21 protein-coding genes and 6 tRNA genes are annotated in these 25,219 nt (G+C 54.7%); 20 read left to right on the forward strand and 7 right to left on the reverse strand.

The features are described from left to right. Window positions 1-59: 59 nt before the first annotated feature. The gene (pgm, locus tag HVX72_RS14900; RefSeq protein ID WP_060568893.1) at window positions 60-1,700 is read right to left on the reverse strand and encodes a phosphoglucomutase (alpha-D-glucose-1,6-bisphosphate-dependent); all 1,641 of its coding nucleotides are present in this window, start codon (window positions 1,698-1,700) and stop codon (window positions 60-62) included. 23 nt (window positions 1,701-1,723) lie between these two features. Then, window positions 1,724-2,269 (reverse strand): replication initiation negative regulator SeqA, encoded by a 546-nt coding sequence (gene seqA, locus HVX72_RS14905; protein WP_042285411.1) that lies wholly within the window; start codon window positions 2,267-2,269, stop codon window positions 1,724-1,726. 189 nt (window positions 2,270-2,458) lie between these two features. Here seqA and ybfF point away from each other — a divergent pair, with 189 nt between their 5' ends. The 8 genes from ybfF to tcuC all read left to right on the forward strand — a co-directional run bounded on the left by ybfF (window position 2,459) and on the right by tcuC (window position 10,090). Next, the gene (ybfF, locus tag HVX72_RS14910) at window positions 2,459-3,232 is read left to right on the forward strand and encodes an esterase (protein ID WP_181821779.1); all 774 of its coding nucleotides are present in this window, start codon (window positions 2,459-2,461) and stop codon (window positions 3,230-3,232) included. Between the two features lie 128 nt (window positions 3,233-3,360). Further along, window positions 3,361-3,654, forward strand: coding sequence for a LexA regulated protein (gene ybfE / locus HVX72_RS14915; protein ID WP_042285416.1), 294 nt, complete (start codon window positions 3,361-3,363; stop codon window positions 3,652-3,654). Window positions 3,655-3,804: 150 nt separating this feature from the next. Continuing rightward, complete coding sequence (gene fldA, locus HVX72_RS14920; RefSeq protein WP_181821780.1) at window positions 3,805-4,335, forward strand: flavodoxin FldA; 531 nt, start codon at window positions 3,805-3,807, stop codon at window positions 4,333-4,335. Window positions 4,336-4,616: 281 nt separating this feature from the next. Then, complete coding sequence (fur, locus tag HVX72_RS14925) at window positions 4,617-5,063, forward strand: ferric iron uptake transcriptional regulator (protein WP_042285420.1); 447 nt, start codon at window positions 4,617-4,619, stop codon at window positions 5,061-5,063. 130 nt (window positions 5,064-5,193) lie between these two features. Further along, complete coding sequence (gene tcuR, locus HVX72_RS14930) at window positions 5,194-6,120, forward strand: tricarballylate utilization LysR family transcriptional regulator TcuR (protein ID WP_181821781.1); 927 nt, start codon at window positions 5,194-5,196, stop codon at window positions 6,118-6,120. Between the two features lie 96 nt (window positions 6,121-6,216). After that, window positions 6,217-7,620 carry an FAD-dependent tricarballylate dehydrogenase TcuA gene (gene tcuA / locus HVX72_RS14935; protein ID WP_060568896.1) on the forward strand — a complete coding sequence of 468 codons (1,404 nt, stop codon included), beginning with the start codon at window positions 6,217-6,219 and terminating at the stop codon, window positions 7,618-7,620. Continuing rightward, window positions 7,607-8,746, forward strand: a complete 1,140-nt coding sequence (gene tcuB / locus HVX72_RS14940; RefSeq protein ID WP_060568897.1) for a tricarballylate utilization 4Fe-4S protein TcuB — start codon at window positions 7,607-7,609, stop codon at window positions 8,744-8,746. The genes tcuA and tcuB overlap by 14 nt, the downstream gene beginning before the upstream one ends. 54 nt (window positions 8,747-8,800) lie before the next feature. Continuing rightward, window positions 8,801-10,090, forward strand: a complete 1,290-nt coding sequence (tcuC, locus tag HVX72_RS14945; RefSeq protein ID WP_042285430.1) for a tricarballylate/proton symporter TcuC — start codon at window positions 8,801-8,803, stop codon at window positions 10,088-10,090. 39 nt (window positions 10,091-10,129) lie between these two features. On the opposite strand, the gene chiQ is transcribed toward tcuC, so the two are convergent. From chiQ to nagE, 4 genes are all read right to left on the reverse strand, one after another. After that, window positions 10,130-10,462, reverse strand: a complete 333-nt coding sequence (gene chiQ, locus HVX72_RS14950) for a ChiQ/YbfN family lipoprotein (protein WP_042285432.1) — start codon at window positions 10,460-10,462, stop codon at window positions 10,130-10,132. A 50-nt stretch (window positions 10,463-10,512) separates the two neighbouring features. After that, window positions 10,513-11,919 carry a chitoporin gene (gene chiP, locus HVX72_RS14955; RefSeq protein WP_181821782.1) on the reverse strand — a complete coding sequence of 469 codons (1,407 nt, stop codon included), beginning with the start codon at window positions 11,917-11,919 and terminating at the stop codon, window positions 10,513-10,515. 424 nt (window positions 11,920-12,343) lie between these two features. Next, complete coding sequence (gene glnS, locus HVX72_RS14960; protein ID WP_181821783.1) at window positions 12,344-14,011, reverse strand: glutamine--tRNA ligase; 1,668 nt, start codon at window positions 14,009-14,011, stop codon at window positions 12,344-12,346. A 210-nt stretch (window positions 14,012-14,221) separates the two neighbouring features. Then, on the reverse strand, window positions 14,222-16,174 hold the full coding sequence (nagE, locus tag HVX72_RS14965) for a PTS N-acetyl glucosamine transporter subunit IIABC (RefSeq protein WP_181821784.1): 1,953 nt from the start codon (window positions 16,172-16,174) through the stop codon (window positions 14,222-14,224). Window positions 16,175-16,515: 341 nt separating this feature from the next. Between nagE and nagB the strand changes: the two genes are divergently transcribed. The 12 genes from nagB to HVX72_RS15025 all read left to right on the forward strand — a co-directional run bounded on the left by nagB (window position 16,516) and on the right by HVX72_RS15025 (window position 23,986). Next, window positions 16,516-17,316, forward strand: a complete 801-nt coding sequence (nagB, locus tag HVX72_RS14970; protein WP_042285441.1) for a glucosamine-6-phosphate deaminase — start codon at window positions 16,516-16,518, stop codon at window positions 17,314-17,316. Window positions 17,317-17,375: 59 nt separating this feature from the next. After that, entirely contained in the window at window positions 17,376-18,524 is a 1,149-nt protein-coding gene (gene nagA, locus HVX72_RS14975; RefSeq protein WP_181821785.1) for an N-acetylglucosamine-6-phosphate deacetylase, read from the forward strand. Window positions 18,525-18,532: 8 nt separating this feature from the next. Beyond that, complete coding sequence (nagC, locus tag HVX72_RS14980) at window positions 18,533-19,753, forward strand: DNA-binding transcriptional regulator NagC (protein ID WP_042285445.1); 1,221 nt, start codon at window positions 18,533-18,535, stop codon at window positions 19,751-19,753. Window positions 19,754-19,799: 46 nt separating this feature from the next. Then, the gene (nagD, locus tag HVX72_RS14985) at window positions 19,800-20,552 is read left to right on the forward strand and encodes a ribonucleotide monophosphatase NagD (protein WP_181821786.1); all 753 of its coding nucleotides are present in this window, start codon (window positions 19,800-19,802) and stop codon (window positions 20,550-20,552) included. Between the two features lie 252 nt (window positions 20,553-20,804). Next, on the forward strand, window positions 20,805-22,469 hold the full coding sequence (gene asnB / locus HVX72_RS14990) for an asparagine synthase B (protein WP_181821787.1): 1,665 nt from the start codon (window positions 20,805-20,807) through the stop codon (window positions 22,467-22,469). A 221-nt stretch (window positions 22,470-22,690) separates the two neighbouring features. After that, a tRNA-Met gene (locus tag HVX72_RS14995) sits at window positions 22,691-22,767 on the forward strand. Between the two features lie 8 nt (window positions 22,768-22,775). Then, a tRNA-Leu gene (locus HVX72_RS15000) sits at window positions 22,776-22,860 on the forward strand. A gap of 23 nt (window positions 22,861-22,883) precedes the next feature. Next, window positions 22,884-22,958 (forward strand) — tRNA-Gln (locus tag HVX72_RS15005). 36 nt (window positions 22,959-22,994) lie between these two features. Further along, window positions 22,995-23,069 (forward strand) — tRNA-Gln (locus tag HVX72_RS15010). 15 nt (window positions 23,070-23,084) lie between these two features. After that, window positions 23,085-23,161, forward strand: a tRNA-Met gene (locus tag HVX72_RS15015). Between the two features lie 44 nt (window positions 23,162-23,205). Next, window positions 23,206-23,280, forward strand: a tRNA-Gln gene (locus tag HVX72_RS15020). 121 nt (window positions 23,281-23,401) lie between these two features. Next, entirely contained in the window at window positions 23,402-23,986 is a 585-nt protein-coding gene (locus HVX72_RS15025) for a hypothetical protein (protein ID WP_181821788.1), read from the forward strand. A gap of 7 nt (window positions 23,987-23,993) precedes the next feature. Here the strand turns inward: HVX72_RS15025 and ubiF are convergent, their stop codons facing one another. Continuing rightward, a complete protein-coding gene (gene ubiF / locus HVX72_RS15030; protein ID WP_181821789.1) occupies window positions 23,994-25,169 on the reverse strand; it encodes a 3-demethoxyubiquinol 3-hydroxylase in 1,176 nt (391 codons plus the stop codon). Window positions 25,170-25,219: the final 50 nt, after the last annotated feature.

A 25,219-nucleotide genomic window follows, 5' to 3' on the forward strand; every position in this document is an offset into this window, starting at 1 on the left:
TCCTGAGACAAAAAAGGCGCCTTACGGCGCCTTTTCATTTGTCGGTAACGCCTGACGCATCAGGCGTTTTTCAGCACTTCGCTGACAATTTCAACCGCTTCTTTTTCGATCTGCTTGCGATGTTCTTCGCCGAGGAAACTTTCGCAATAGATTTTATAGGCGTCTTCCGTACCGGATGGACGCGCGGCAAACCAGCCGTTTTCCGTCATCACTTTCAGACCGCCGATCGCCGCGCCGTTGCCCGGCGCCGCGGTCAGGCGCGCGGTGATCGGATCACCTGCCAGCGTGCTGGCGCTGACCATTTCCGGCGACAGCTTCGACAACGCAGCTTTTTGCGCAGAGGTTGCGCCCGCCTGCAGGCGGTTATAGCTTGGCGCGCCGAAACGCGCCGCCAGTTCGTTGTAGTGTTCCTGCGGGTTTTTACCGGTGACGGCGGTAATTTCCGCCGCCAGCAGGCACATGATGATCCCGTCTTTATCGGTGGACCACGGCGTACCGTCGAAACGCAGGAACGATGCGCCCGCGCTTTCTTCACCGCCAAAGCCAAAGCTACCGTCAAACAGGCCGTCAACAAACCATTTGAAGCCCACCGGCACTTCGACCAGTTTGCGGCCCAGATCGTTGACCACGCGGTCAATCATTGCCGAGGAAACCAGCGTTTTACCCACCGCCACCTCTTTGCCCCACTGCGGACGGTGCTGGAACAGATAATTGATAGCGACCGCCAGATAGTGGTTCGGGTTCATCAGCCCCGCCGGCGTGACGATACCGTGACGGTCATAGTCCGGGTCGTTGGCAAACGCCAGATCAAACTTATCACGTAGCGCCAGCAGGCCAGCCATCGCGCACTCCGAGGAGCAGTCCATGCGGATCGCGCCGTCTTTGTCCAGGTGCATAAAGCGGAAGGTCTGATCCACCTGATCGTTCACGAGGGTCAGGTTGAGCTTGTAGTGCTCCGCAATACGCTTCCAGTATTCAATACCGGAACCGCCCAGCGGATCGACGCCCAGCGTCAGGCCCGCTTTCTGAATGGCGGCCATATCAACAATTTCCGCCAGCCCTTCCACAAACGGCTGCACCAGATCCTGCTCTTTGACGTGACCAGACGCCATCGCCGCATCGAGAGAAATGCGCTTCACGCCCTTCAGACCGTCGGCCAGCAGCGCATTTGCGCGGTCTTCCACCACTTTCGTGACGTTGGTATCTGCCGGGCCGCCGTTCGGCGGGTTGTATTTGATGCCGCCGTCTTCCGGCGGGTTGTGAGACGGCGTGATGACAATACCGTCCGCCAGCGCCCCCCCTTTTTTATTGTGAACCAGGATAGCGTTCGACACCGCAGGCGTCGGGGTAAAACCGTTGTTCTCCTGAACAATCACGTCGACACCGTTGGCCGCCAGCACTTCCAGCACCGAGATAAACGCCGGTTCGGACAGCGCGTGGGTATCTTTCCCCACATAGCAAGGGCCGGTGATACCGTTTTTCGCACGTTCTTCGGCGATAGCCTGGGCAATCGCCAGAATGTGCGGCTCGTTGAAGCTATGGCGACCTGCACTGCCGCGGTGTCCGGAGGTACCGAACTTCACCGCGTGCTCGGCATTCCCTGCCTCGGGTTTCAGTACATAATATTGCGCCGTCAGTTGGGCGACGTTAATCAAATCACTTTGTTGCGCAGGTTGACCTGCACGGTTGTGGATTGCCATTGCCTGGTCCTTTTATGCAAGCATTAAATTGTTCCGCAAACCTTCTCAATCAATTCCGCCGGGAATTGCATTGACTGCATGATGTGTTCGACCATGCTGCATTTACGGCCGGTGTTGGTGTTCGTGATCACCCAGTACGGCGTGCCAGGCACATGTTTCGGCTTGGTCTGATTGCCGTTTTTCAGCAGCGTCTGTTCATCCGCCGCGAAATAGACGCGAGTGCGACCATGCAGCGAGTCGGTGGCATCGGCAAACGCCTGGTGATCCAGTGAGTAAAGTGTAGACAGCACCAGCATAAAGCGATTCACCGCTTTTTTCTGTTCCGCATATTCATCGGACAGCAGCAGCTCACGCATAGCGCGCACTTTGTCTTTGACGGGATTGACGGGTTTCACTTCTGCGCTCACAGGCTGCGCGGCGCGTGCCTCTTTTGTCGCCGACGCGACGGGCTGCGATGCGGCGGAAAACTTCAACATACGCCGTAAAATGTCGGACGCGCTCTCGCCGATATGCTTGGTGTGGCTGGCAATATAGCTGTAGAGTTCATCATCAACTTCAATCGTTTTCATCTTAATCCAGTGCGGTGTCATAACTGATCTGAATACAAATCGTTGGAATTATAGGAGCAAATCCCAACAGCGGATAGCGTCAAACCTGGCTGAACAAAAAACTCGGAGTAAACCGTATCAGTTGCAGCCCAGTGGCAGAATGGTCAACATAATACCCTAACCCGACAGAGCGAAAAAAAGAACTTTGCCATGAAATTGAATATCCGAGCGCAAACTGCACAAAACCTGCACAATAATTCTCCCATCGTCCTCGTTCACGGTCTGTTTGGCAGCCTGGACAATCTCGGCGTGCTGGCCCGCGAGCTGGTCAGCGATCACGATATCCTCCAGGTCGATATGCGTAACCACGGCCTCTCGCCCCGCGATCCGCTGATGACATATCCGGCGATGGCGCAGGATCTGCTCGACACTCTGGATGCGCAGCAGATCGAAAAAGCCACGTTTATTGGCCACTCGATGGGCGGCAAGGCGGTGATGGCCCTGACCGCGCTGGCTCCGGAACGCATCGATCGTCTGGTGGCGATCGACATCGCCCCGGTAGATTATAAGGTACGACGCCACGATGAGATTTTCGCGGCGATTAACGCCGTGAGGGCGTCTCAGGCCACAACGCGCAAGGAGGCGGCTGCCGTCATGCGCGACCATCTCAGAGAAGAGGGCGTGATTCAGTTTCTGCTGAAGTCGTACGTTGACGGCGAATGGCGCTTTAACGTGCCGGCGCTGTGGGATCAGTATCCGCATATTGTCGGCTGGCAGCCGATTCCAGCCTGGGATCGCCCGGCGCTGTTTATCCCTGGCGGCAACTCCCCTTACGTCACCGAGGCGTATCGCGACGACCTGCTCGCGCAATTCCCACAGGCGCGCGCGCATGTCATCGCGGGCGCAGGCCACTGGGTTCATGCCGAAAAACCTGACGCAGTGCTGCGCGCCATTCGTCGTTATCTGAACGACAGCGCAAACTGATTAAAAACTCAGCGTCCGCGCGCGATTGCGCGCGCGAACGTTGGCGTGCCCCATCCGCTGATGTATGATGGCGCGCTATCCATCCGGGCAGAGGCCTGGCTGATTGTTTCCCCGAAGTCACCAAAATCATGGCCAAAGAACAAACGGACCGTACGACATTAGATCTGTTCGCGCACGAGCGTCGCCCGGGACGACCTAAAACCAATCCGCTTTCACGCGATGAACAGCTGCGCATTAACAAGCGCAACCAGCTTAAACGCGACAAAGTTCGTGGCCTGAAACGTGTTGAACTTAAGCTCAACGCGGAAGCCGTCGACGCCCTGAATGAACTGGCGGAATCGCGCGACATCAGCCGCAGCGAGCTGATCGAAGAAATCCTGATGAGCCAACTGGCGACGTTGCGACGCCAGGGTTCAGTCTGAAACCCGCACAATTTATCACTTTCATGTAGCAGGGAGTGCACTCGCGTGCGTTTGCTATTTCCGCATACCTGACTGTTCTGCTATGATTGCCCTTATCTGTGGGCAATTTGCCCCCACCATTTCAATAAGTTTCAAGAGGTTACTTTACTCATGGCAATCACTGGCATTTTTTTCGGCAGCGACACCGGGAACACCGAAAATATCGCAAAAATGATTCAAAAACAGCTTGGTAAAGATGTTGCCGACGTGCATGACATTGCAAAAAGCAGCAAAGAAGATCTTGAAGGCTATGACATCCTGCTGCTTGGTATCCCGACCTGGTACTATGGCGAAGCGCAGTGTGACTGGGACGACTTCTTCCCGACTCTGGAAGAGATTGATTTCAACGGCAAGCTGGTGGCGCTGTTCGGCTGCGGCGACCAGGAAGATTACGCGGAATATTTCTGCGACGCGTTAGGCACTATCCGCGACATCATTAAGCCGCGCGGCGCGACCATCGTCGGTCACTGGCCGACCGCGGGTTATCATTTTGAAGCGTCGAAAGGCCTGGCCGATGACGATCACTTTGTCGGTCTGGCCATTGACGAAGATCGCCAGCCAGAACTGACCGCCGAGCGCGTTGAGAAATGGGTTAAGCAGATTTCTGAAGAACTGCACCTGGATGAAATCATCAACGCCTGATGACCGTGCGGCGCAAAGACCATTTGCGCCGCATCAATAGACAAAACCAATCAAAATAATTGCTACAAATTTGTAACTTTCTTGCCCATCCCTGTACAATGTGCGGGAGTTATTAGGTGGCGCTCTCATTTCCAGGCAATACCACGTTTTTATTAACATTTGCCCGAGGCTTGCAGTTTTCATTTAAGGATGGCAGTCCTATAATGAGAGGCATTATCTCGAATGCAATTTCTGTCACTTCTCGTATGAAGTGAATCGTTTAGCAACAGGACAGATTCCGCATGACTGACAACAATACCGCATTAAAGAAGGCTGGCCTGAAAGTAACGCTTCCACGTTTAAAGATTCTGGAAGTGCTTCAGGAACCGGATAACCATCACGTCAGTGCGGAAGATTTATACAAACGACTGATCGACATGGGTGAAGAAATTGGTCTGGCGACCGTCTATCGCGTGCTGAACCAGTTTGATGACGCCGGTATCGTAACCCGCCACAATTTTGAAGGCGGCAAATCCGTTTTTGAGCTGACCCAGCAGCATCATCACGATCACCTTATTTGCCTCGATTGTGGCAAAGTGATTGAATTTAGTGATGATTCGATTGAAGCCCGTCAGCGTGAGATTGCGGCGAAGCACGGTATTCGTTTAACGAACCACAGCCTCTATCTTTATGGCCATTGCGCCGAAGGCGACTGCCGCGAAGACGAACACGCGCACGACGGCAAATAATTTTACGCTTGATGAAAGCCAGCCTGCGGGCTGGCTTTTTTGTGGGCGCGATCCCGCCGTTTTCCTTCCCTCCCCGCCCGTGTTGCTTTAATGTAAAAATTCCCTTCCCTGACCTGTCCGGAGAATCGAAATGGAACTTCGCCAGTTACGTTATTTTGTTCGTATTGTTGAAACCGGCAGCATGGGTAGCGCCGCGCTGGATCTCGACATTGGCGTCTCGGCGCTGAGCCAACAAATGACACGTCTGGAAAGTGAACTCGCCATCCGCCTGCTGCAACGAACGTCGCGCGGCGTCACGCCCACTAACGCGGGGCTGGCCTTTTATTCTCAGGCGCAACTGGCGCTACGGCATGCCGACGACGCCATTCTTGCTGCGCGTGAGGCGCGGTTATCCGGCCACGTTAGCGTCGGTATGGCACCCAGTACGGCATCGGTGTTGGGCATTCCGTTTATTAACGCCATGCGGGAAAGCTACGCTGACGTGCGGCTGCACGTCGTGGAGAGTCTCTCCGGCAATCTTGAGCGGATGATTAACACCCGCCAGCTTGATTTAGCGGTCGTCTTTCAGAAAGAGAAGATCCTGCGCTGGAGCGCGAAGCCGGTTCTGGAAGAGCGGCTGTTTCTGATCGGCCCCCATCCCCTGCTGGCTATATTCCCTGAAGACAACATCATGCCTGCTCAACTGGCGAATATTCCCCTCGTGATGCCCAGTCAGGGCCACGGTCTGCGCGGCAGACTGGAGGCTATCGCACAAGAGCACGCGCTGCAGGTTGATATCGTTGCGGAAATTGACGGTCTGACGCTACTGATGCGGGCGGTCCGCGACGGTCTGGGCGCCACCCTACAACCTGGCGCGGCGATTTCCCGACTGGACCAGGACGACCTGCGCGTGATCGGCGTCCATAATCCGGTCCTCAGCCGTCCCAACTTTCTGGTCAGTTTATCGGATGACGAACTGACCCCGGCGGGGCTGGCAGCTCGCGTCGTGCTGGGTAAAGTGATGCGTGAACTGGTTGAGGCTGACCGCTGGCCAGGCGCCACCCTTTACTTTAACTAAAGAGGGTTTTAGCAGTACCTCATAGCGCCCCCACAACCCATGCGTATACATTTTCATTACAAATTTAACATTTGTTAAAGCGTAATGGAGTCTACGATGGTTGATGTTCTGGTGATTGGCGGCGGCAATGCCGCGCTGTGTGCCGCCTTAACCGCCCGGGAGGCCGGTGCGTCGGTGCTGCTGCTGGAAGCGGCGCCGCGCGAATGGCGCGGTGGCAATTCACAGCACACCCGTAATTTGCGCTGTATGCATGATGCGCCGCAGGATGTGCTGGTCGACCGTTATCCCGAAGAGGAGTACTGGCAGGATCTCTGGCGGGTAACAGAAGGCAATACCAACGAAGCGCTGGCACGGCTGGTGATCCGCACCTCTTCGCAGTGCCGTGACTGGATGCGCAAACACGGTGTGAATTTTCAGCCACCGTTATCAGGCGCACTGCACGTTGCGCGTACGAACGCCTTTTTCATGGGCGGCGGCAAGGCGCTGGTCAACGCCTATTATCGCAGCGCGGAGGCGCTCGGCGTCACCATCCGCTATAACACGCCGGTACAGGCGCTGGAGTTACATGACGGCGAGTTTGTCGCCGCGCTGGCGGGCGATGAACGCATCGAGGCCAGAACCTGTGTACTCGCCGCTGGCGGTTTCGAGTCCAATCGCGAATGGCTACGTGAAGCCTGGGGACAAAACGCGCGTGGGGAATGGCCCGCCGATAATTTTCTCATCCGCGGCACCCGCTTTAATCAGGGTGTCCTGCTTAAATTTATGATCGATGCCGGCGCCGACATCATTGGCGATCCATCCCAGTCGCACTGCGTGGCGATTGATGCCCGCGCGCCACTGTATGACGGCGGGATCTGCACGCGAGTGGACTGCGTCTCTTTAGGCGTGGTGGTCAACCGCGACGCAGCGCGTTTTTATGATGAAGGCGAAGATTTCTGGCCGAAACGCTATGCCATCTGGGGGCGCCTGGTCGCCCAACAGCCGGGGCAAATTGGTTATTCCATTATCGACAGCAAAGCCATTGGTCACTTTATGCCACCGGTATTCCCCGGCGCGCAGGCCAATACGCTGGAAGAGCTGGCCTGCCAACTGGGGCTGGATGCACAACGTTTTAGCGCTACCGTCAGGCAATACAACCAGGCCTGCCAGCCTGGACACTTTGATCACACCGTCCTGGATAACTGCGCCACCAGCGGGTTAACGCCGCCGAAAACGCACTGGGCACGCCCTCTCGATACGCCGCCTTATTACGGCTACGCCCTGCGGCCAGGGATCACGTTTACCTACCTCGGTCTGAAAGTGAACGAACGCGCGGCGGTGCATTTCGCCGGAAAACCCAGCCGTAACCTGTTTGTCGCCGGAGAAATGATGGCGGGCAATGTGCTGGGCAAAGGCTATACCGCTGGCGTTGGCATGTCGATTGGCACCACGTTTGGCTGCATTGCCGGTAAAGAAGCCGCCCAGGCCGCACGTAAGGAGGCGCACCATGAAGCAGCTTGAGAAATTAATTATTGAGGCACAAATCATTACCGAACCGGAAGCCGAAGTGGAACGGGTGATGCAGGTTTGTAACGCCTGCCGCTACTGCGAAGGCTTTTGCGCCGTCTTTCCGGCGATGACTCAACGTCTTGAGTTTGGCAAAGCGGACATCAACTACCTGGCTAACCTGTGCCATAACTGCGGCGCCTGTCTGCACGCCTGTCAGTACGCGCCCCCTCATGAGTTCGCCATTAACGTACCGAAAGCGATGGCGGAAGTGCGCCTCGAAACCTATCAGCATTATGCCCGGCCCGCCGCGTTTGGCGCGTTGTATCGCCGGGCGGGCATGACCGTCGCGCTAACGCTGGTCTTTGCGCTGATTTTCTTCCTGTTGTTGGCGATGAGTCTGAAAGGCTCCTTGCTGCACCCGCCGCTGGCTGGCGACTTCTACCAGATATTCCCGCATAACCTGCTGGCCTGGATGTTTGGTTCCGTCTTTATTCTGGCGATGGGGTTGTTGATGGCTGGCGTGATCCGCTTCTGGCGTGAGATCTCCCCCGGCGCGCCGCAGCCCGTGGAAATTGCCGAAGCGACGCACAATGCCCTGACGCTGAAGTACCTCGACGGCGGACACGGCAAAGGGTGTAACGAAGCCGATGATGCCTTTACATTGCTGCGCCGTCGCTTCCATCACTTGACCTTCTACGGTTTTATGCTCTGCTTCGCCGCCACCGTGGTGGCGACCGGCTATCACTATTTTGCAGGGTGGGAAGCCCCTTATCCGTTTTTCAGCGTGCCGGTGCTCCTCGGCACCCTCGGGGGGGTAGGTCTGATTATCGGTCCTGCGGGTTTGCTGTGGCTGAACGTAAAGCGCTCGCCGCTGCACGGTGACGCGCGACAAAAACCGATGGATCGCGGTTTTATTTTGCTGTTGCTGTTGACCAGCCTGACAGGGCTGGGACTGCTGGCAGGGAGGGATTCCACGTGGATGGGCGTTCTGCTTGCTGTCCATCTTGGCGTGGTGATGGCGCTCTTTTTAACCCTCCCGTACGGAAAATTTGCCCACGGATTTTACCGCTGCGCTTCGTTACTCAAATGGGCTATCGAGAAGCGGCGCGGAAAACAGGCGGGGGTCGCAGGCGACTGACCCGCAACATCTTACCTCAATAACTATTACGATAAGACAGTGGAGAGCAATCCCATGAGCCAACAACCATCGCGCGCCGGCACGTTCGGCGCAATACTGCGGGTAACCAGCGGTAATTTTCTTGAGCAGTTCGACTTTTTTCTGTTTGGTTTTTACGCCACTTATATTGCGAAAACGTTTTTCCCGGCAGAAAGTGAATTCGCCTCGTTAATGCTCACGTTTGCCGTCTTCGGCTCCGGCTTTTTGATGCGTCCCGTCGGGGCGATTGTGCTGGGTTCGTATATCGACAGAATTGGCCGCCGTAAGGGGTTAATGGTAACGCTGGCGATCATGGGTTGCGGTACGCTGCTGATCGCCCTCGTGCCTGGCTACCAGACCATTGGCGTACTGGCGCCAGTGCTGGTGCTGCTGGGCCGACTGTTACAGGGATTTTCCGCCGGCGTGGAGCTGGGCGGCGTTTCCGTTTATCTTTCAGAGATCGCCACGCCGGGCAATAAAGGTTTCTACACCAGCTGGCAGTCGGCCAGCCAACAGGTGGCGATTGTGGTGGCTGCGCTGATCGGCTACGGTCTGAACGTCACGCTCGGGCACGATGAAATCTCTGAATGGGGCTGGCGCATTCCGTTCTTTATTGGCTGCATGATCATTCCGCTCATTTTTGTACTGCGCCGTTCGCTACAAGAAACCGAAGCCTTTATCCAGCGTAAGCACCGCCCCGATACCCGGGAAATACTGACCACCATTGCGAAAAACTGGCGCATTGTCACCGCTGGTACGCTGTTGGTGGCAATGACCACCACCACTTTTTATTTTATTACCGTTTATACGCCCACCTACGGCCGTGCCGTTCTGCATCTGAGCGCGCGTGACAGCCTGATAGTCACCATGCTGGTCGGGATTTCTAACTTTATCTGGCTGCCTATTGGCGGCGCGATCTCCGATAAAATCGGCCGTCGTCCGGTGTTGATGGGGATTACTCTGCTTGCGCTCATCACGACCTGGCCGGTGATGCACTGGCTGACCGCCGCGCCAGATTTCACCCGTATGACCCTGGTGCTGCTGTGGTTCTCGTTCTTTTTTGGCATGTATAACGGCGCGATGGTCGCCGCGCTGACCGAAGTGATGCCGGTCTACGTACGAACGGTGGGGTTTTCGCTGGCGTTCAGCCTTGCGACGGCCATTTTCGGGGGGCTGACTCCCGCAATTTCTACTGCGTTGGTTGAGATGACCGGTGATAAAAGTTCGCCAGGATGGTGGCTGATGTGCGCAGCGCTATGTGGTTTCGCCGCGACGGCTATGCTGTTTGTTCGCCTGAGCCGCAGTTACCACCCCGTGGAGAATTAAGCCAGAAAACAGGGGCGGAGACCCTCTCCGCACCCTGGGTTATTTGGCGCTATTGTTGCTGCGGATTTCCTGCCAGATCTTGTCACAATCGGCTTTTACCGCCTGATCGTTACCGGTACGCGTCGCCTGTATGCACTGCTGGTAATCCAGTACGCGAACGCTTTCCTGACGGGTAAACTGCTCGTGCTGTTTCTCTTTCTTCAGCACCGCTAAAACGCTCTGGCAGGCTTCGATTTTTTCTGGCGATCCCTGCGCCGTATTGATGCAGGCGCTGTACGCCTCTTTCAGACGGCTGTCTTCTTTTGGCGCCGTCGTCGTTGTGCAGGCCACCAGTCCCGAAGCCATCACGGCGATGAGTATCAGTTTTTTCATAGAACAGTCCTCAACGGTGCGGCAGGCGCATGGCCCGCCGCGTATGGGCATTAGAAGATGGTGAACGGGGCAATGACGATAAATTTCACGTCACGCTCATCCTGGAAGATGTTGCCGTAACCACCGCCCCAGCTTGGGATGTTGGAGTGGTTGTCATACTCAGTGAAGTGCAGTTTAAACATGGTGCCTTTGGCGCGTCCGTCCTGCAGGGTATAGACCGCATCCAGGCTGTAAGATGATTCCTCGATAGTGCGGTTTTTGTTGTAGTACGCATCAGGATTGCTCTGCCAGGTGGACGGCTTCGCATCCCAGGCATACACATAAGACGCCCCCACAGCCCAACCCGGCAGGTTCCAGTTTTTCAGGTCATACATCGCGCCGAAGAAGACCGCTTTTTCGCCGTTGGCGTTGAAGTCAGAACGGTTATCCCACCAGATATCCAGACGACCGTTGGAGGAGGCATAAGTCGGGGTCATACGCTGCAGGAAGTAACCCTGCTGCCCTTCCGCTTTCACCCAGGTGCCTTCCAGACGCAGGTCAACCACTTCCGCGACCTTGTAGCCGAAGGTTAAGGCCTGCAGCCAGGCCGTACCGTCGTAAATATCGTTTGTGCTACGGTCATCCACTTTGTCACGCGCACCGTAGAACTGGTAGCTGGTCGTCAGCGGGTTGCCGCCTAAATCAAACTTATAGCTGGCTTTCGCGAAGTACTGATCGACATAGCCTTCAGACTGTCCAAATGCCGCTTCCAGCACCAGGTCGTTTTTGAAATCATATTTCGCGCCGACGGAATGAAGGTAATCGACCTTAGTCTTTTTATCGGCCTGATAGAATTTGTCGACCTCGGTGTGCCACGGCGCTTTGTATTCGTTGGCCCACATATAGGAGAAGCTCAGCGCGCCCGCATCGCCGTAGTCAAAGTTCGCCCCGGCTTCGGCACCCTGATAGGTGCCCGGCATAAAGCTCCAGTGCGGTGCTAACAGCGTTTGTCCGGTTGGCTGAATATACCCCGCGCGCGCCCAGGCGGGGCCATACTTAAATTTCGCCGCCGCTTTATACAGGCTTACTCCGCTTTTATCGCCCGAGTAATCTTCGTCGTAGCCTTTATTCTTTTTCGAGAAGGCAATTTCGTTGGGGTGACCGCTGTCGCCGTTTTCCGCCATTTCGATAGCGGTGAAGGCCGCGATATCGAGGCCAAACATATCAGCCGCGTAGCCGGACTGGAAATCCAGGTTGGCGTTCCAGGTCGCATGAGAAAGGTTCGTTTTATATTTGTCTTCGTCGGTAACGTCTTTACGATCGCGCTCGCGCTGCCAGTAATAGATCCCGCCCGTCAGGGTGGAGTCATCAAAAAAACCTTCGGCATGAGCGTGTGGAACAACAACCAAGCCCGACATTGCTGTGATACCGGCGATAGCCAGCGCCAGCGCACTACGTTTGCCACTGAACGTACGCATGTGTTAATCCTCTTTGACGTTTTAAAGTGCTGTCGCCAACGGCTAACAGCCAAAAAATAAAAGTGAAAAGTAGCATTGAGAAAGACCTCGCTGACTACAATGAATAGACTATTTTTCGCGACGCGAATTATCAATACCTTTCTGTAACGAGAATGTAAGAGTATGAGCAACCGCACATATTTCATCGCGTTCTGTTACATTTCATTCATTTGATCAAAAAAGCGGAAGATCAGAAAAAAATACTTGTTTTCCAGAAAGATGAAATCGGTTACATCACGATAAGCATTGATGAAATCAATTTGTTATGTAAAAAGATTTGTTAAGCAGAATATTTAAGAAACGATAATTAATTCGCTTCGAAAAAAGAGAGTTGAGGGCAAAAAAAAACGCCGCTGAACGCGGCGTTTGAGAGACAAGTTGCGACTTATTCGCCGACTTTCGCCCAGGTGTCACGCAGGCCGACGGTACGGTTAAAGACCAGTTTCTCGGCGGTAGCATAACGACTGTCCAGACAGAAGTATCCTTCGCGCTCAAACTGGAACGCTTTACCGGCGACCGCCTCTTTCAGCGATGGTTCGGCATAACCCTGTTTGATAACCAGCGATTGCGGGTTCATTACGGACAGGAAATCTTCCGCCGCGCCAGGGTTCGGCACGCTGAACAGACGATCGTAGAGACGAATTTCAACCGGCAGCGCGTGCGCCGCGCTCACCCAGTGAATCACGCCCTTCACTTTACGGCCATCTGCCGGATCTTTGCTAAGGGTGTCGGCGTCGTAGGTACAGAAGATGGTGGTGATAGTGCCTTCGGCATCTTTTTCCACGCGCTCAGCTTTCACCACGTAGGCGTTACGCAGGCGTACTTCTTTCCCCATGACCAGACGCTTGTACTGCTTGTTCGCTTCTTCACGGAAGTCCGCGCGGTCAATCCAGATCTCGCCGCTGAACGGCACTTGACGACTGCCCATTTCCGGTTTGTTCGGATGATTCGGCATCGTGACCTGTTCGCTCTCGCCCTGTGGGTAGTTTTCGATCACCAGTTTCACCGGATCGATTACCGCCATCGCGCGCGGCGCGTTTTCATTAAGATCTTCGCGAATGCAGGATTCGAGCGACGCCATCTCAATGGTGTTGTCCTGCTTGGTCACGCCAATACGTTTGCAAAACTCGCGAATCGCGGCGGCGGTATAACCACGGCGGCGAAGACCGGAAATGGTCGGCATACGCGGGTCGTCCCAACCTTCCACATGCTTGTCGGTCACCAGCAGGTTCAGCTTACGCTTGGACATCACCGTGTATTCCAGATTCAGGCGCGAGAATTCATACTGACGCGGGTGAACCGGAATCGTGATGTTGTCCAGCACCCAGTCGTACAGGCGACGGTTGTCCTGGAATTCCAGCGTACACAGCGAGTGGGTAATACCTTCCAGCGCATCGCTGATGCAGTGGGTGAAGTCGTACATCGGATAGATGCACCACTTGGTGCCGGTCTGGTGATGCTCCGCGAACTTAATACGGTACAGCACCGGATCGCGCATCACGATGAACGGCGACGCCATGTCGATTTTCGCGCGCAGGCAGGCTTTGCCTTCTTCGAAACCGCCGGTACGCATTTTTTCGAACAGCGCGAGGTTTTCGTCCACGCTGCGATCGCGGAACGGGCTGTTCTTACCCGGCTGAGTCAGGGTGCCGCGGTATTCGCGGATCTGCTCTGGCGTCAGTTCATCAACGTAAGCCAGACCTTTGGTGATCAGCTCAACCGCGTAGGCATGCAGCTGATCGAAGTAATCGGAGGAGTAGCGAACCTCGCCAGACCAGTGAAAACCTAACCACTCAACGTCGTTTTTGATCGAATCAACGTACTCGATATCTTCTTTTACCGGGTTAGTGTCATCGAAACGCAGGTTGCACTGGCCCTGATAATCTTGCGCGATGCCAAAGTTCAGGCAAATGGATTTCGCGTGGCCAATGTGCAGATAGCCATTTGGCTCCGGCGGAAAACGGGTATGTACCGTGGTGTGCTTACCACTGGCCAGATCTTCATCGATGATCTGACGAATAAAGTTACTCGGGCGGGCTTCAGCCTCACTCATCGTGGATTCCTCAAAGCGTAAACAACGTATAACGGCATATGATCTTATAAGCCGGACAGACTGACAACCTTTAGTTACGCAAAATACGTCTCAAACGAAAATATGGGGACCATTTGCTGCAAAAAAAAGCGGCGAAGGTTTTCCTTCGCCGCTTAAGGTCGCTGTGATGTTGTCGGAACCCGGTTTTCGCCTTATCCGACCCGGACCTTTTTATTTACCTTTGATTTCATACAGTGGGGTTTGACCCGCCACGACGTGACCTTCGGCTTTCACTACCAGCGCGCTGAAGTCGTCGATGTTGCTGCACACCACCGGACTTATCATGGAGCGCGCGTTCGCGTTCAGATAGTCCAGATCCATTTCCAGGATCGGCTGGCCTGCGGTCACTTCAGCCCCTTCTTCAACCAGGCGTTTAAAGCCCTGGCCATTCAGCGCAACGGTATCGATCCCCATGTGGACCACGATTTCCGCGCCTTTCTCTGTTTCCAGGCAGAATGCGTGGTTGGTATTGAAGATTTTCACGATGGTTCCCGCTGCCGGAGAAACCACGATTTTATCCGTTGGTTTAACCGCCACGCCGTCACCGACCGCTTTGCTGGCGAACGCCTCGTCAGGCACCTGATCTAACGCCACCACGTCACCGGTAATCGGGGAAACCAGTTCAGCAATGGTCACCGCATTGGGTACCGCCTGCGGCTTCTGGGCCGGGGTTGCTGTTGCAGCAGGCGCGGCATCCGCCGAGGCTGCGGCAACCGGACCACGCGCAACGACTTTTTTCATCGCGTCGCCAATGGATTCTGCTTTCGCCCCGACAATAACCTGAATGGTTTGTTTGTTCAGTTTCACCACGCCGGACGCGCCCAGGCGTTTACACATTGCATCGCTCACCCTGGCGGAGTCGCCAACGGTCAGACGCAGACGGGTGATACAGGCATCAATGGCTTTCAGGTTATCCGTACCGCCGACCGCTGCGATGTAGCTGGTCGCCAGTTGCGTCAGACCTTCTTCCGTATTGCTGTTCGCTTCTTCAGTCACCACCTCGTCTTCTTTATCTTCGCGGCCCGGCGTTTTCAGGTTAAACATACGAATAACCGCGCTGAACAACAGGAAGTAAATGACGAAGAACGCCAGCCCCATAACCAGCAGCATCCAGACGTTCTGGCTCGCCGCGGGCAGGCTGTACATCAACACGTAGTCGATAGCGCCTGCAGAGAACGAGAAGCCCGCGTGGATCCCCAATAGCGTGGCGATAAACAGGCTGATGCCGGTCAGAATCGCGTGCAGGAGATACAGCAGCGGCGCAAGGAACATAAACAGGAATTCCAGCGGCTCAGTCACGCCGGTCAGGAACGCGGTGATGGCGACGGACAGCAGCATACCGCCTACCATCGGACGACGCGCTTTCGGGGCAGCGAAGTACATCGCCAGTGCCGCGCCCGGCAGACCAAACATCATGATCGGGAAGAAGCCGGACATGAACATCCCGGCAGTGCCGTCACCCGCATAGAAGCGGTTGATATCGCCGTGGAAAACGGTACCTGCAGCGTTGGTGAATTCACCAATCTGGAACCAGGCGATGGTGTTCAGCACCTGATGCAGACCGGTTGGGATCAGCAGACGGTTGATGAAACCAAAAATACCGGAGCCGAGCGCGCCTGCGGACACGATCCATTCACCGCCAGCATGAATAGCATGCTGAACCGGCGGCCAGACGTAGCCGAAAATCGCCGCCAGCACCAGGCAGAAAAAGCCCGTAGCAATCGGCACAAAGCGTTTGCCGCCGAAGAAGCTCAGGAAGTCAGGCAGCTTGATATCCGCCCAACGGTTGTAGACAGCGCCGCCCACCAGGCCGGTAATGATACCCGCCAGCACACCCATGTTGATTTCCGGGTTGATGGTGACCATCGCTTTAGTCAGTACGAAATAACCGACCGCCCCTGCCAGCGCTGCCGCACCCGCGCTGTCTTTGGACCAGCTGGATGCCACACCGATGGCGAAGATCAGCGCGAGGTTATCAAAAATCGCCCCACCCGCCTGCGCGATAAAGGCGACGTTCAGTAAATCTGGTTGGCCGAATCGCAGCAACAGCGCCGCCACCGGCAGCACCGCGATAGGGAGCTGTAACGCCCTACCCAGTCGCTGGAAAAAACCTAGAATGTTCATCTTATTCCCCCTACGAGACCCCGATATGGCCATTCAGGCCGTATTTTTATGTGTGTAGCTCAACTTCTCAGCGTGATGTTCCGGCAAATACGTTGTTAGATCATCTCCTGCAAGAGTGTGTGAAAATTTAATTCGTATCGCAAATTAAAAGCGTGTTTTTTGTGAGTACAGTCACCAAATATCGTTATTATCTCTCCCTGTCACTGGCTAACTTTGAAAACTTATTTTATCATTCAAAAAATCAAGACGGATTGACTCCAATCGCGACAGACCAGGTTACGCTTTAAGGTGCACAGACGCGCAATCCGCCAACGGCTTACATTTACTTTCTGAGGTGAAGAATGAGACTGATTCCCCTGACTACCGCTGAACAAGTCGGCAAATGGGCTGCCCGCCATATCGTTAACCGTATCAATGCGTTCAAACCGACAGCCGATCGTCCGTTTGTGCTGGGTCTGCCGACGGGCGGCACGCCAATGACCGCTTACAAAGCCTTAGTGGAAATGCACAAAGCGGGCCAGGTCAGCTTCAAACATGTGGTGACGTTCAATATGGACGAATATGTCGGCCTGCCAAAGGAACATCCGGAAAGCTACCACAGCTTCATGCACCGTAATTTCTTTGATCACGTTGATATTCCAGCAGAAAACATCAACCTGCTCAATGGTAACGCGCCAGATATTGACGCGGAATGCCGTCAATATGAAGAAAAAATCCGTTCTTACGGTAAAATCCACCTGTTTATGGGCGGCGTCGGTAACGACGGTCATATCGCATTTAACGAACCGGCTTCTTCCCTGGCTTCCCGTACCCGCATTAAAACCCTGACCCACGATACGCGCGTGGCAAACTCCCGTTTCTTCGACGGTGATGTGGATCAGGTGCCTAAATATGCGCTGACCGTTGGCGTGGGGACTTTGCTGGATGCCGAAGAAGTGATGATTCTGGTGCTGGGCCATCAGAAAGCCCAGGCTCTGCAGGCCGCCGTTGAAGGCAACGTCAACCACATGTGGACCATCAGTTGCCTGCAGCTGCACCCGAAAGCCGTGGTGGTCTGCGATGAGCCGTCAACGATGGAACTGAAAGTTAAGACGCTGAAATATTTCAACGAGTTAGAAGCCGAAAATATTAAAGGTCTGTAATGTTGTCTCCGCCCTGCCACTGCGTTCAGGGCGGCATATTTTTGAAATCGGGGGTCGGAATGTATGCTTTAACCCAGGGTCGGATCTTTACCGGCCACGAAATTCTTAATGACCATGCGATTGTTGTCGCCAATGGCCTGATTGACAGCGTTTGTCCGGTGGCGGAACTGCCGCACGGGATCGAACAACGTTCACTGAACGGGGCCATTCTTTCCCCCGGTTTTATCGACGTTCAGCTTAATGGCTGCGGCGGCGTACAGTTCAACGATACCGCAGACGCCGTTACCGTTGAAACGCTGGAAATCATGCAGAAAGCCAACGAGAAATCGGGCTGCACTAACTATCTGCCAACGCTGATCACCACCAGCGACGAACTGATGAAGCAAGGCATTCGCGTTATGCGTGAATACCTGGCGAAACACCCGAACCAGGCGCTGGGTCTTCATCTGGAAGGCCCGTGGCTGAATCTGGTTAAAAAAGGCACCCACAACCCGAACTTTGTTCGTCAGCCGGACGCTGCGCTGGTGGACTACCTGTGCGATAATGCCGACGTCATCACCAAAGTTACGCTGGCGCCGGAAATGGTGCCTGCTGAAGTCATCAGCAAACTGGCGAATGCCGGCATCGTGGTTTCTGCCGGACACTCTAACGCCACGCTTAAAGAAGCCAAAGCCGGTTTCCGCGCAGGTATCCGCTTTGCCACGCACCTGTTTAACGCTATGCCGTACATTACCGGCCGTGAACCGGGTCTGGCGGGGGCTGTTCTCGACGATGCGGACATTTATTGCGGCGTGATTGCCGACGGCCTGCACGTTGACTACGCCAATATCCGCAACGCCAAACGTCTTAAAGGCGATAAGCTGTGTCTGGTAACGGATGCGACAGCGCCCGCAGGTGCGAATATTGAACAGTTCATTTTTGCTGGTAAAACAATATACTACCGCAATGGATTGTGTGTGGATGAAAACGGTACGCTAAGCGGTTCATCGTTAACCATGATCGAAGGCGTGCGTAACCTGGTTGAGCACTGCGGCATTGCGCTCGACGAAGTGCTGCGCATGGCGACGCTCTATCCGGCGCGCGCGATTGGCGTAGAAAAACAGCTCGGCAGCATCGCGCCGGGTAAAGTGGCGAACCTGACCGCGTTTACCCACGACTTTAAAATCATCAAGACCATCGTTAATGGTAACGAGGTCGTTACTGAGTAAGAGAAAGTATGACACCAGGCGGACAAGCTCAAATAGGTAATGTTGATCTCGTAAAACAGCTTAACAGCGCGGCCGTTTACCGCCTGATTGACCAGCATGGACCAATCTCGCGGATTCAGATTGCCGAACAAAGCCAGCTTGCTCCCGCCAGCGTAACCAAAATTACGCGTCAACTGATTGAACGCGGGCTGATCAAAGAAGTCGATCAGCAGGCCTCCACCGGGGGCCGCCGCGCGATCTCTATTGTTACCGAAACCCGCGGTTTCCACGCCATCGGCGTACGTCTGGGACGCCATGACGCGACCATTACCCTGTTCGATCTCAGCAGTAAAGTGTTGGCGGAGGAGCATTACCCGCTGCCCGAACGTACTCAGGAGACGCTGGAACATGCGTTGCTCAATGCAATTTCAGCCTTTATTGACGGCAACCAGCGCAAAATTCGCGAACTGATCGCCATTTCGGTGATCCTGCCGGGCCTTGTCGATCCGGAAAGCGGCATGATTCATTACATGCCGCATATTCAGGTTGAAAACTGGGGACTGGTCGATGCGCTGGAAACCCGTTTTCGCGTCACCTGTTTTGTCGGTCACGACATCCGCAGCCTCGCGCTGGCAGAGCACTATTTCGGCGCAAGCCAGGACTGTGAAGACTCCATTCTGGTGCGCGTGCACCGCGGCACCGGCGCCGGGATCATCTCTAATGGCCGAATTTTCATTGGCCGTAACGGCAACGTCGGCGAGATCGGCCACATTCAGGTTGAGCCGCTGGGCGAGCGTTGCCACTGTGGCAACTTCGGCTGTCTGGAGACCATTGCGGCTAACGCCGCGATCGAACACCGTGTGCAAAACCTGCTCAAACAGGGCTATCAGAGCCGTGTTTCGCTAAATGACTGCAACATCAAAACCATCTGTAAAGCGGCAAACAAAGGCGACAGCCTGGCCTCGGAAGTGATCGAGCACGTAGGGCGACATTTGGGCAAAACTATCGCCATTGCCATTAACCTGTTTAATCCGCAGAAGATTGTGATTGCCGGTGAAATTACCGAAGCGGATAAAGTCCTGTTGCCCGCAATCGAAAGCTGCATCAATACGCAGGCGCTGAAGGCGTTTCGCCAGAATCTGCCAGTGGTGCGCTCTACGCTGGATCATCGCTCCGCTATCGGCGCATTCGCCCTTGTGAAGCGCGCCATGCTGAACGGCATTTTGCTCCAGCATTTGCTGGAAAACTGATGCGCTTTTATAGTATCGGATTCATAACCATTTCCCTGGGTAGTTCATGACCATTAAAAATGTCATTTGTGATATCGATGGCGTGCTGATGCACGATAACGTCGCCGTCCCCGGCGCTGCAGAATTTCTGACCGGCATTATTGAAAAGGGTCTGCCGCTGGTGCTGTTGACCAATTACCCGTCGCAAACCGGGCAGGATCTGGCGAACCGCTTCGCCACCGCCGGCGTCAATGTCCCTGACAGCGTGTTTTATACCTCAGCCATGGCCACCGCCGACTTCCTGCGTCGTCAGGAAGGGAAAAAGGCATACGTGGTGGGCGAAGGGGCGCTGATCCACGAACTGTATAAAGCCGGGTTCACCATCACCGACGTCAACCCGGATTTTGTGATTGTGGGCGAAACCCGTTCCTATAACTGGGACATGATGCATAAAGCGGCATACTTCGTGGCGAACGGCGCACGCTTTATCGCCACCAATCCGGACACCCACGGTCGCGGTTTTTACCCGGCCTGCGGCGCCCTGTGCGCCGGTATTGAGAAAATTTCCGGACGTAAGCCGTTCTACGTCGGCAAACCCAGCCCGTGGATCATTCGCGCCGCGCTGAACAAAATGCAGGCGCACTCGGAAGAGACGGTAATTGTCGGTGACAATCTGCGCACCGACATTCTTGCCGGATTCCAGGCGGGACTTGAAACCATCCTGGTGCTTTCCGGCGTTTCTACGCTTGATGATATTGACAGTATGCCGTTCCGTCCGAGCTGGATTTACCCCTCCGTCGCCAAGATCGACGTTATTTAACGCCAACCGTTGCCTGATGACGTTTCGCTTATCAGGCCTACGGTCAAGCCACGCCGTATCTAATAAAATCACCTAAAAACTGTCAATTCATTAATAAATCCGCTCATTACGTACTCTTTTTTCATCATTCCATAATCGCTGTTGCGTTTTTTCTTTTTTACCCGGCAAAAGTATTGCGCCCTGCTCTCCTTTGCGGCATTTTTTAAATCAAGCACACACAAAATGTATTCAGACAGGGTAACGGAGAAGGTTATGTGTTCAATTTTTGGCGTATTCGATATTAAGTCAGATGCAGGGGAACTGCGGAAAAAGGCGCTCGAGCTGTCACGCCTGATGCGCCATCGCGGCCCGGACTGGTCCGGTATTTTTGCCTGCGACAAGGCCATCCTCGCGCATGAACGTCTGTCCATTGTCGACGTCAACGCGGGCGCTCAGCCACTGTATAACGAAAAGAAAACCCACGTATTGGCTGTCAACGGCGAAATCTACAACCATCAGGCGCTGCGTGCGGAATATGGCGATCGCTATGCGTTCCAGACCGGCTCCGACTGCGAAGTTATCCTCGCGCTGTACCAGGAAAAAGGCCCGGAATTTCTTGACGATCTGCAAGGAATGTTCGCTTTCGCCCTGTACGATACCGAGAAAGACGCGTATCTGATTGGTCGCGACCACATCGGGATTATCCCGCTGTATATGGGTTATGACGAACACGGTAACCTGTATGTTGCTTCGGAAATGAAAGCGTTGGTGCCGGTTTGCCGCACGATTAAAGAGTTTCCGGCGGGCAGCTATTTATGGAGCCAGGACGGTGAGATTCGTCAGTACTATCAGCGCGACTGGTTCGAGTACGATGCGGTAAAAGATAACGTTACCGACAAAGCGGAACTGCGCCAGGCGCTGGAAGACTCGGTAAAAAGCCATCTGATGTCAGATGTGCCGTACGGCGTGTTGCTCTCCGGCGGTCTGGATTCTTCAGTGATTTCCGCTATCACCAAAAAGTTCGCCGCGCGTCGCGTGGAAGATCAGGAAAGATCTGAAGCCTGGTGGCCGCAGCTACACTCCTTCGCTGTCGGTCTGGAAGGTTCTCCGGATCTGAAAGCCGCGCAGGAAGTCGCGAACCATCTGGGCACGGTGCACCATGAGATTCACTTCACCGTGCAGGAAGGGTTAGATGCGATCCGCGATGTAATTTATCACATCGAAACGTACGATGTGACCACGATTCGCGCGTCAACGCCAATGTACTTAATGTCGCGTAAAATCAAAGCGATGGGCATCAAAATGGTGCTGTCCGGCGAGGGATCTGACGAAGTGTTCGGCGGCTATCTTTACTTCCATAAAGCGCCAAACGCCAAAGAGCTGCACGAAGAAACGGTACGTAAACTGCAGGCGCTACATATGTTTGACTGCGCGCGCGCCAACAAAGCGATGTCAGCCTGGGGCGTGGAAGCCCGCGTCCCGTTCCTCGACAAGAAATTTCTCGATGTGGCCATGCGTATCAATCCGGAAGATAAGATGTGCGGCAACGGCAAGATGGAAAAACATATCCTGCGTGAATGTTTCGAATCTTACCTGCCGGCAAGCGTCGCATGGCGTCAGAAAGAGCAATTCTCCGATGGCGTGGGCTACAGCTGGATCGACACCCTGAAAGAAGTGGCGGCGCAGCAGGTAACCGACCAGCAACTGGAAACCGCCAGCTTCCGCTTCCCTTACAACACGCCAGGCTCGAAAGAAGCGTATCTGTATCGTGAGATCTTTGAAGAACTGTTCCCGCTCCCGAGCGCCGCGGAATGCGTGCCGGGCGGCCCGTCTGTCGCCTGCTCTTCCGCCAAAGCGATCGAATGGGATGAAGCGTTCAAAACCATGAACGATCCTTCCGGACGCGCGGTCGGCGTACATCAGTCGGCATACAAATAAATCTGCATGATGAAATGGGTCCGCAAGGGCCCTTTTTTTGTTCTAAAATCTTGCCCATAAAGTGTTTCATAACCAATAATTGCCGATTATTGCGTCACGCTGTTCGCAACCTAACCAAACAGTCACATTCACGCTGTTTTCGATGAAAAAGAGGTTGACGCTTCAAGGCTCAATACGCATAATGCGCCCCGCAACGCCGATAAGGTAACGCGAAAAAAGAGGGCTACGTAGCTCAGTTGGTTAGAGCACATCACTCATAATGATGGGGTCACAGGTTCGAATCCCGTCGTAGCCACCATCTTTTTTGCGGGAGTGGCGAAATTGGTAGACGCACCAGATTTAGGTTCTGGCGCCGCAAGGTGTGCGAGTTCAAGTCTCGCCTCCCGCACCATTCACCAGTACGCGTTGCACGGATGGGGTATCGCCAAGCGGTAAGGCACCGGTTTTTGATACCGGCATTCCCTGGTTCGAATCCAGGTACCCCAGCCATATTTCTTCGAGTTTGCGGATCACCGCGACGGTCATTGGGGTATCGCCAAGCGGTAAGGCACCGGTTTTTGATACCGGCATTCCCTGGTTCGAATCCAGGTACCCCAGCCATCGAAGAAATACTCTGGCTACGTAGCTCAGTTGGTTAGAGCACATCACTCATAATGATGGGGTCACAGGTTCGAATCCCGTCGTAGCCACCATCTTACGAAATGTCGATTGATTCGGCAGATTCAGAAAAATTTGTTGGGGTATCGCCAAGCGGTAAGGCACCGGATTCTGATTCCGGCATTCCGAGGTTCGAATCCTCGTACCCCAGCCACGTTAAAAAAGCTCGCTTCGGCGAGCTTTTTGCTTTTATGAATTCCGAAAGTCCCAGCCAGCCGTATACATGTTCTGCCTCTGTCGCTAGATTAAGCCACTGCAGATAAAGGGACTTTACGATGAACTACCAGATTTTTCCGTTTATATTTACCCGGACGGCAACGCTGTTCCTTTTTGTTTTCGCCGTCGTGCTAACTTTCTTTAACCTTTCCGCGTTGCTAACCTACCTCATTCTGGTCGGTTTATTCTTTCCCATCGGCATATCAATGCGCCTGCACCAGCTCAACGAAACGGGAGTAGCGCTCACGCTGACGGAGAAAACCCACAATATCACCTACATTCATGGCTTACCGGCGCATGAACAGCGGGTGGTTATTAAAAACCCCTGTTTCTGGTCGAAAAAACGTATCCAGCAATTTTATACCTTCAGCTTTCTTGGGAAGCTAATTTTACAGGGGTTCTGTATCGCGATATTGGCACGCGAATATCTCCTGACAGGAGCAAATGCCGCAACAGACATCGTCGCCCTGCTCATACTTGTGTATATGCTATCGATGTCAGGGAGAAGCGCCTATATGCTATATCGCATCGCCACCCATCGTTGGCGCTGTGAACCCCTGACGACCAGCAGCGGAAGCATCTGGTATCAGGGATTTTTATTCGAAGGAAACAACAGAGTAACGCTGTTCGAGCGACTACTTTAAGCGCGTGTTACAACCCTAACGCATACTTCAGCGCCTGGCGTTTAACAACACCCGCACGTTCAGCAGCCATCAGGCCGAGGTTGCGCAGCATACGCAGCGGCGGCAGGTTATTATTGAATCCAGCGTAAAACAGATCCATTCCACTCTGCATCATAAAGTTATCCGCCATGCGCCGCATTTGGTAGCGCTTCAACACCGGCTGGCTGGCCCAACGTTCTCCATAGCTGCGCGCATTTACCAGCACATCGATCAGCGCATCGACATCGCGATAGCCGAGGTTCACCCCCTGCCCGGCCAGCGGATGAATGGTATGCGCCGCATCGCCAACCAGCGCCAGGCCCGGCTGAACATACTGCAACGCGTGTCGACGGGTCAGCGGGAACGCACCTGCGGCCAGCGGCGTCACCGGCCCCAGCCGCGCCGGGAAATGTTTTACGATTTCCGCCTGCAACTGCGGCATGCTCAGGGTCTGCAACTGGCGAATACGCGCTGGCGCGTCATACCACACCAGCGACGCCCAGCGATCAAAGAGCGGCAAAAAGGCGCGCGGGCCATCCGGCGTAAACTGCTGCCAGGTGCTGTCCCCCGGCGCCTGCTCGCACTGAACGCTGATCAGCATGCATGACTGCGCATACTGCCAGGCGTGAATGCCAATGCCAGCCCGTTGGCGCACCTGTGAATTCGCGCCGTCAGCGCCGACCACCAGCTTCGCCATAATCTGCTCGCCATCTGCCAGCTCCAGTACCTGACTGTCGTGATGACGATGTAGCGCCGCAAGCGACGCAGGGACTCGCAGGGTAACGTTCGGATGCGCCTCCAGCGCCTGCCACAGCGCCTGCTGCAAAACGGTGTTCTCGACCATATAGCCCAGCAGCGGCAGCTTCAGTTCCGCAGCGTCAAAAACAACGTGGGCATTTTCCCATTCCCAGGTTTCCAGCCGACGATAAGGATGGCTGCGCATCCCTTGTACCGCATCCCAGACGCCCAGGCTTTTCAACAGCGAAACAGACGCGGCGCTGATCGCGGAAATACGCACGTCGGGCCGGCTGTCCGCCGCAAAGGGCGCTGGCGCGGCGTGTTCAATCACCGTGACCGTAAATCCGTTCTGCGCCAGTCCCAGCGCCAGCGCGCCGCCGACCATTCCTCCGCCGACAATGGCCACTTCCGTTGGTTGATTTGTCATGGTCATTCATCCTGTTACGTGAATCAGATAAGTTTACAGGATTTTTTACC

Origin of the sequence: Citrobacter sp. RHB21-C05, assembly GCF_013889015.1 — a bacterium.
GTDB lineage: Bacteria > Pseudomonadota > Gammaproteobacteria > Enterobacterales > Enterobacteriaceae > Citrobacter_A > Citrobacter_A sedlakii.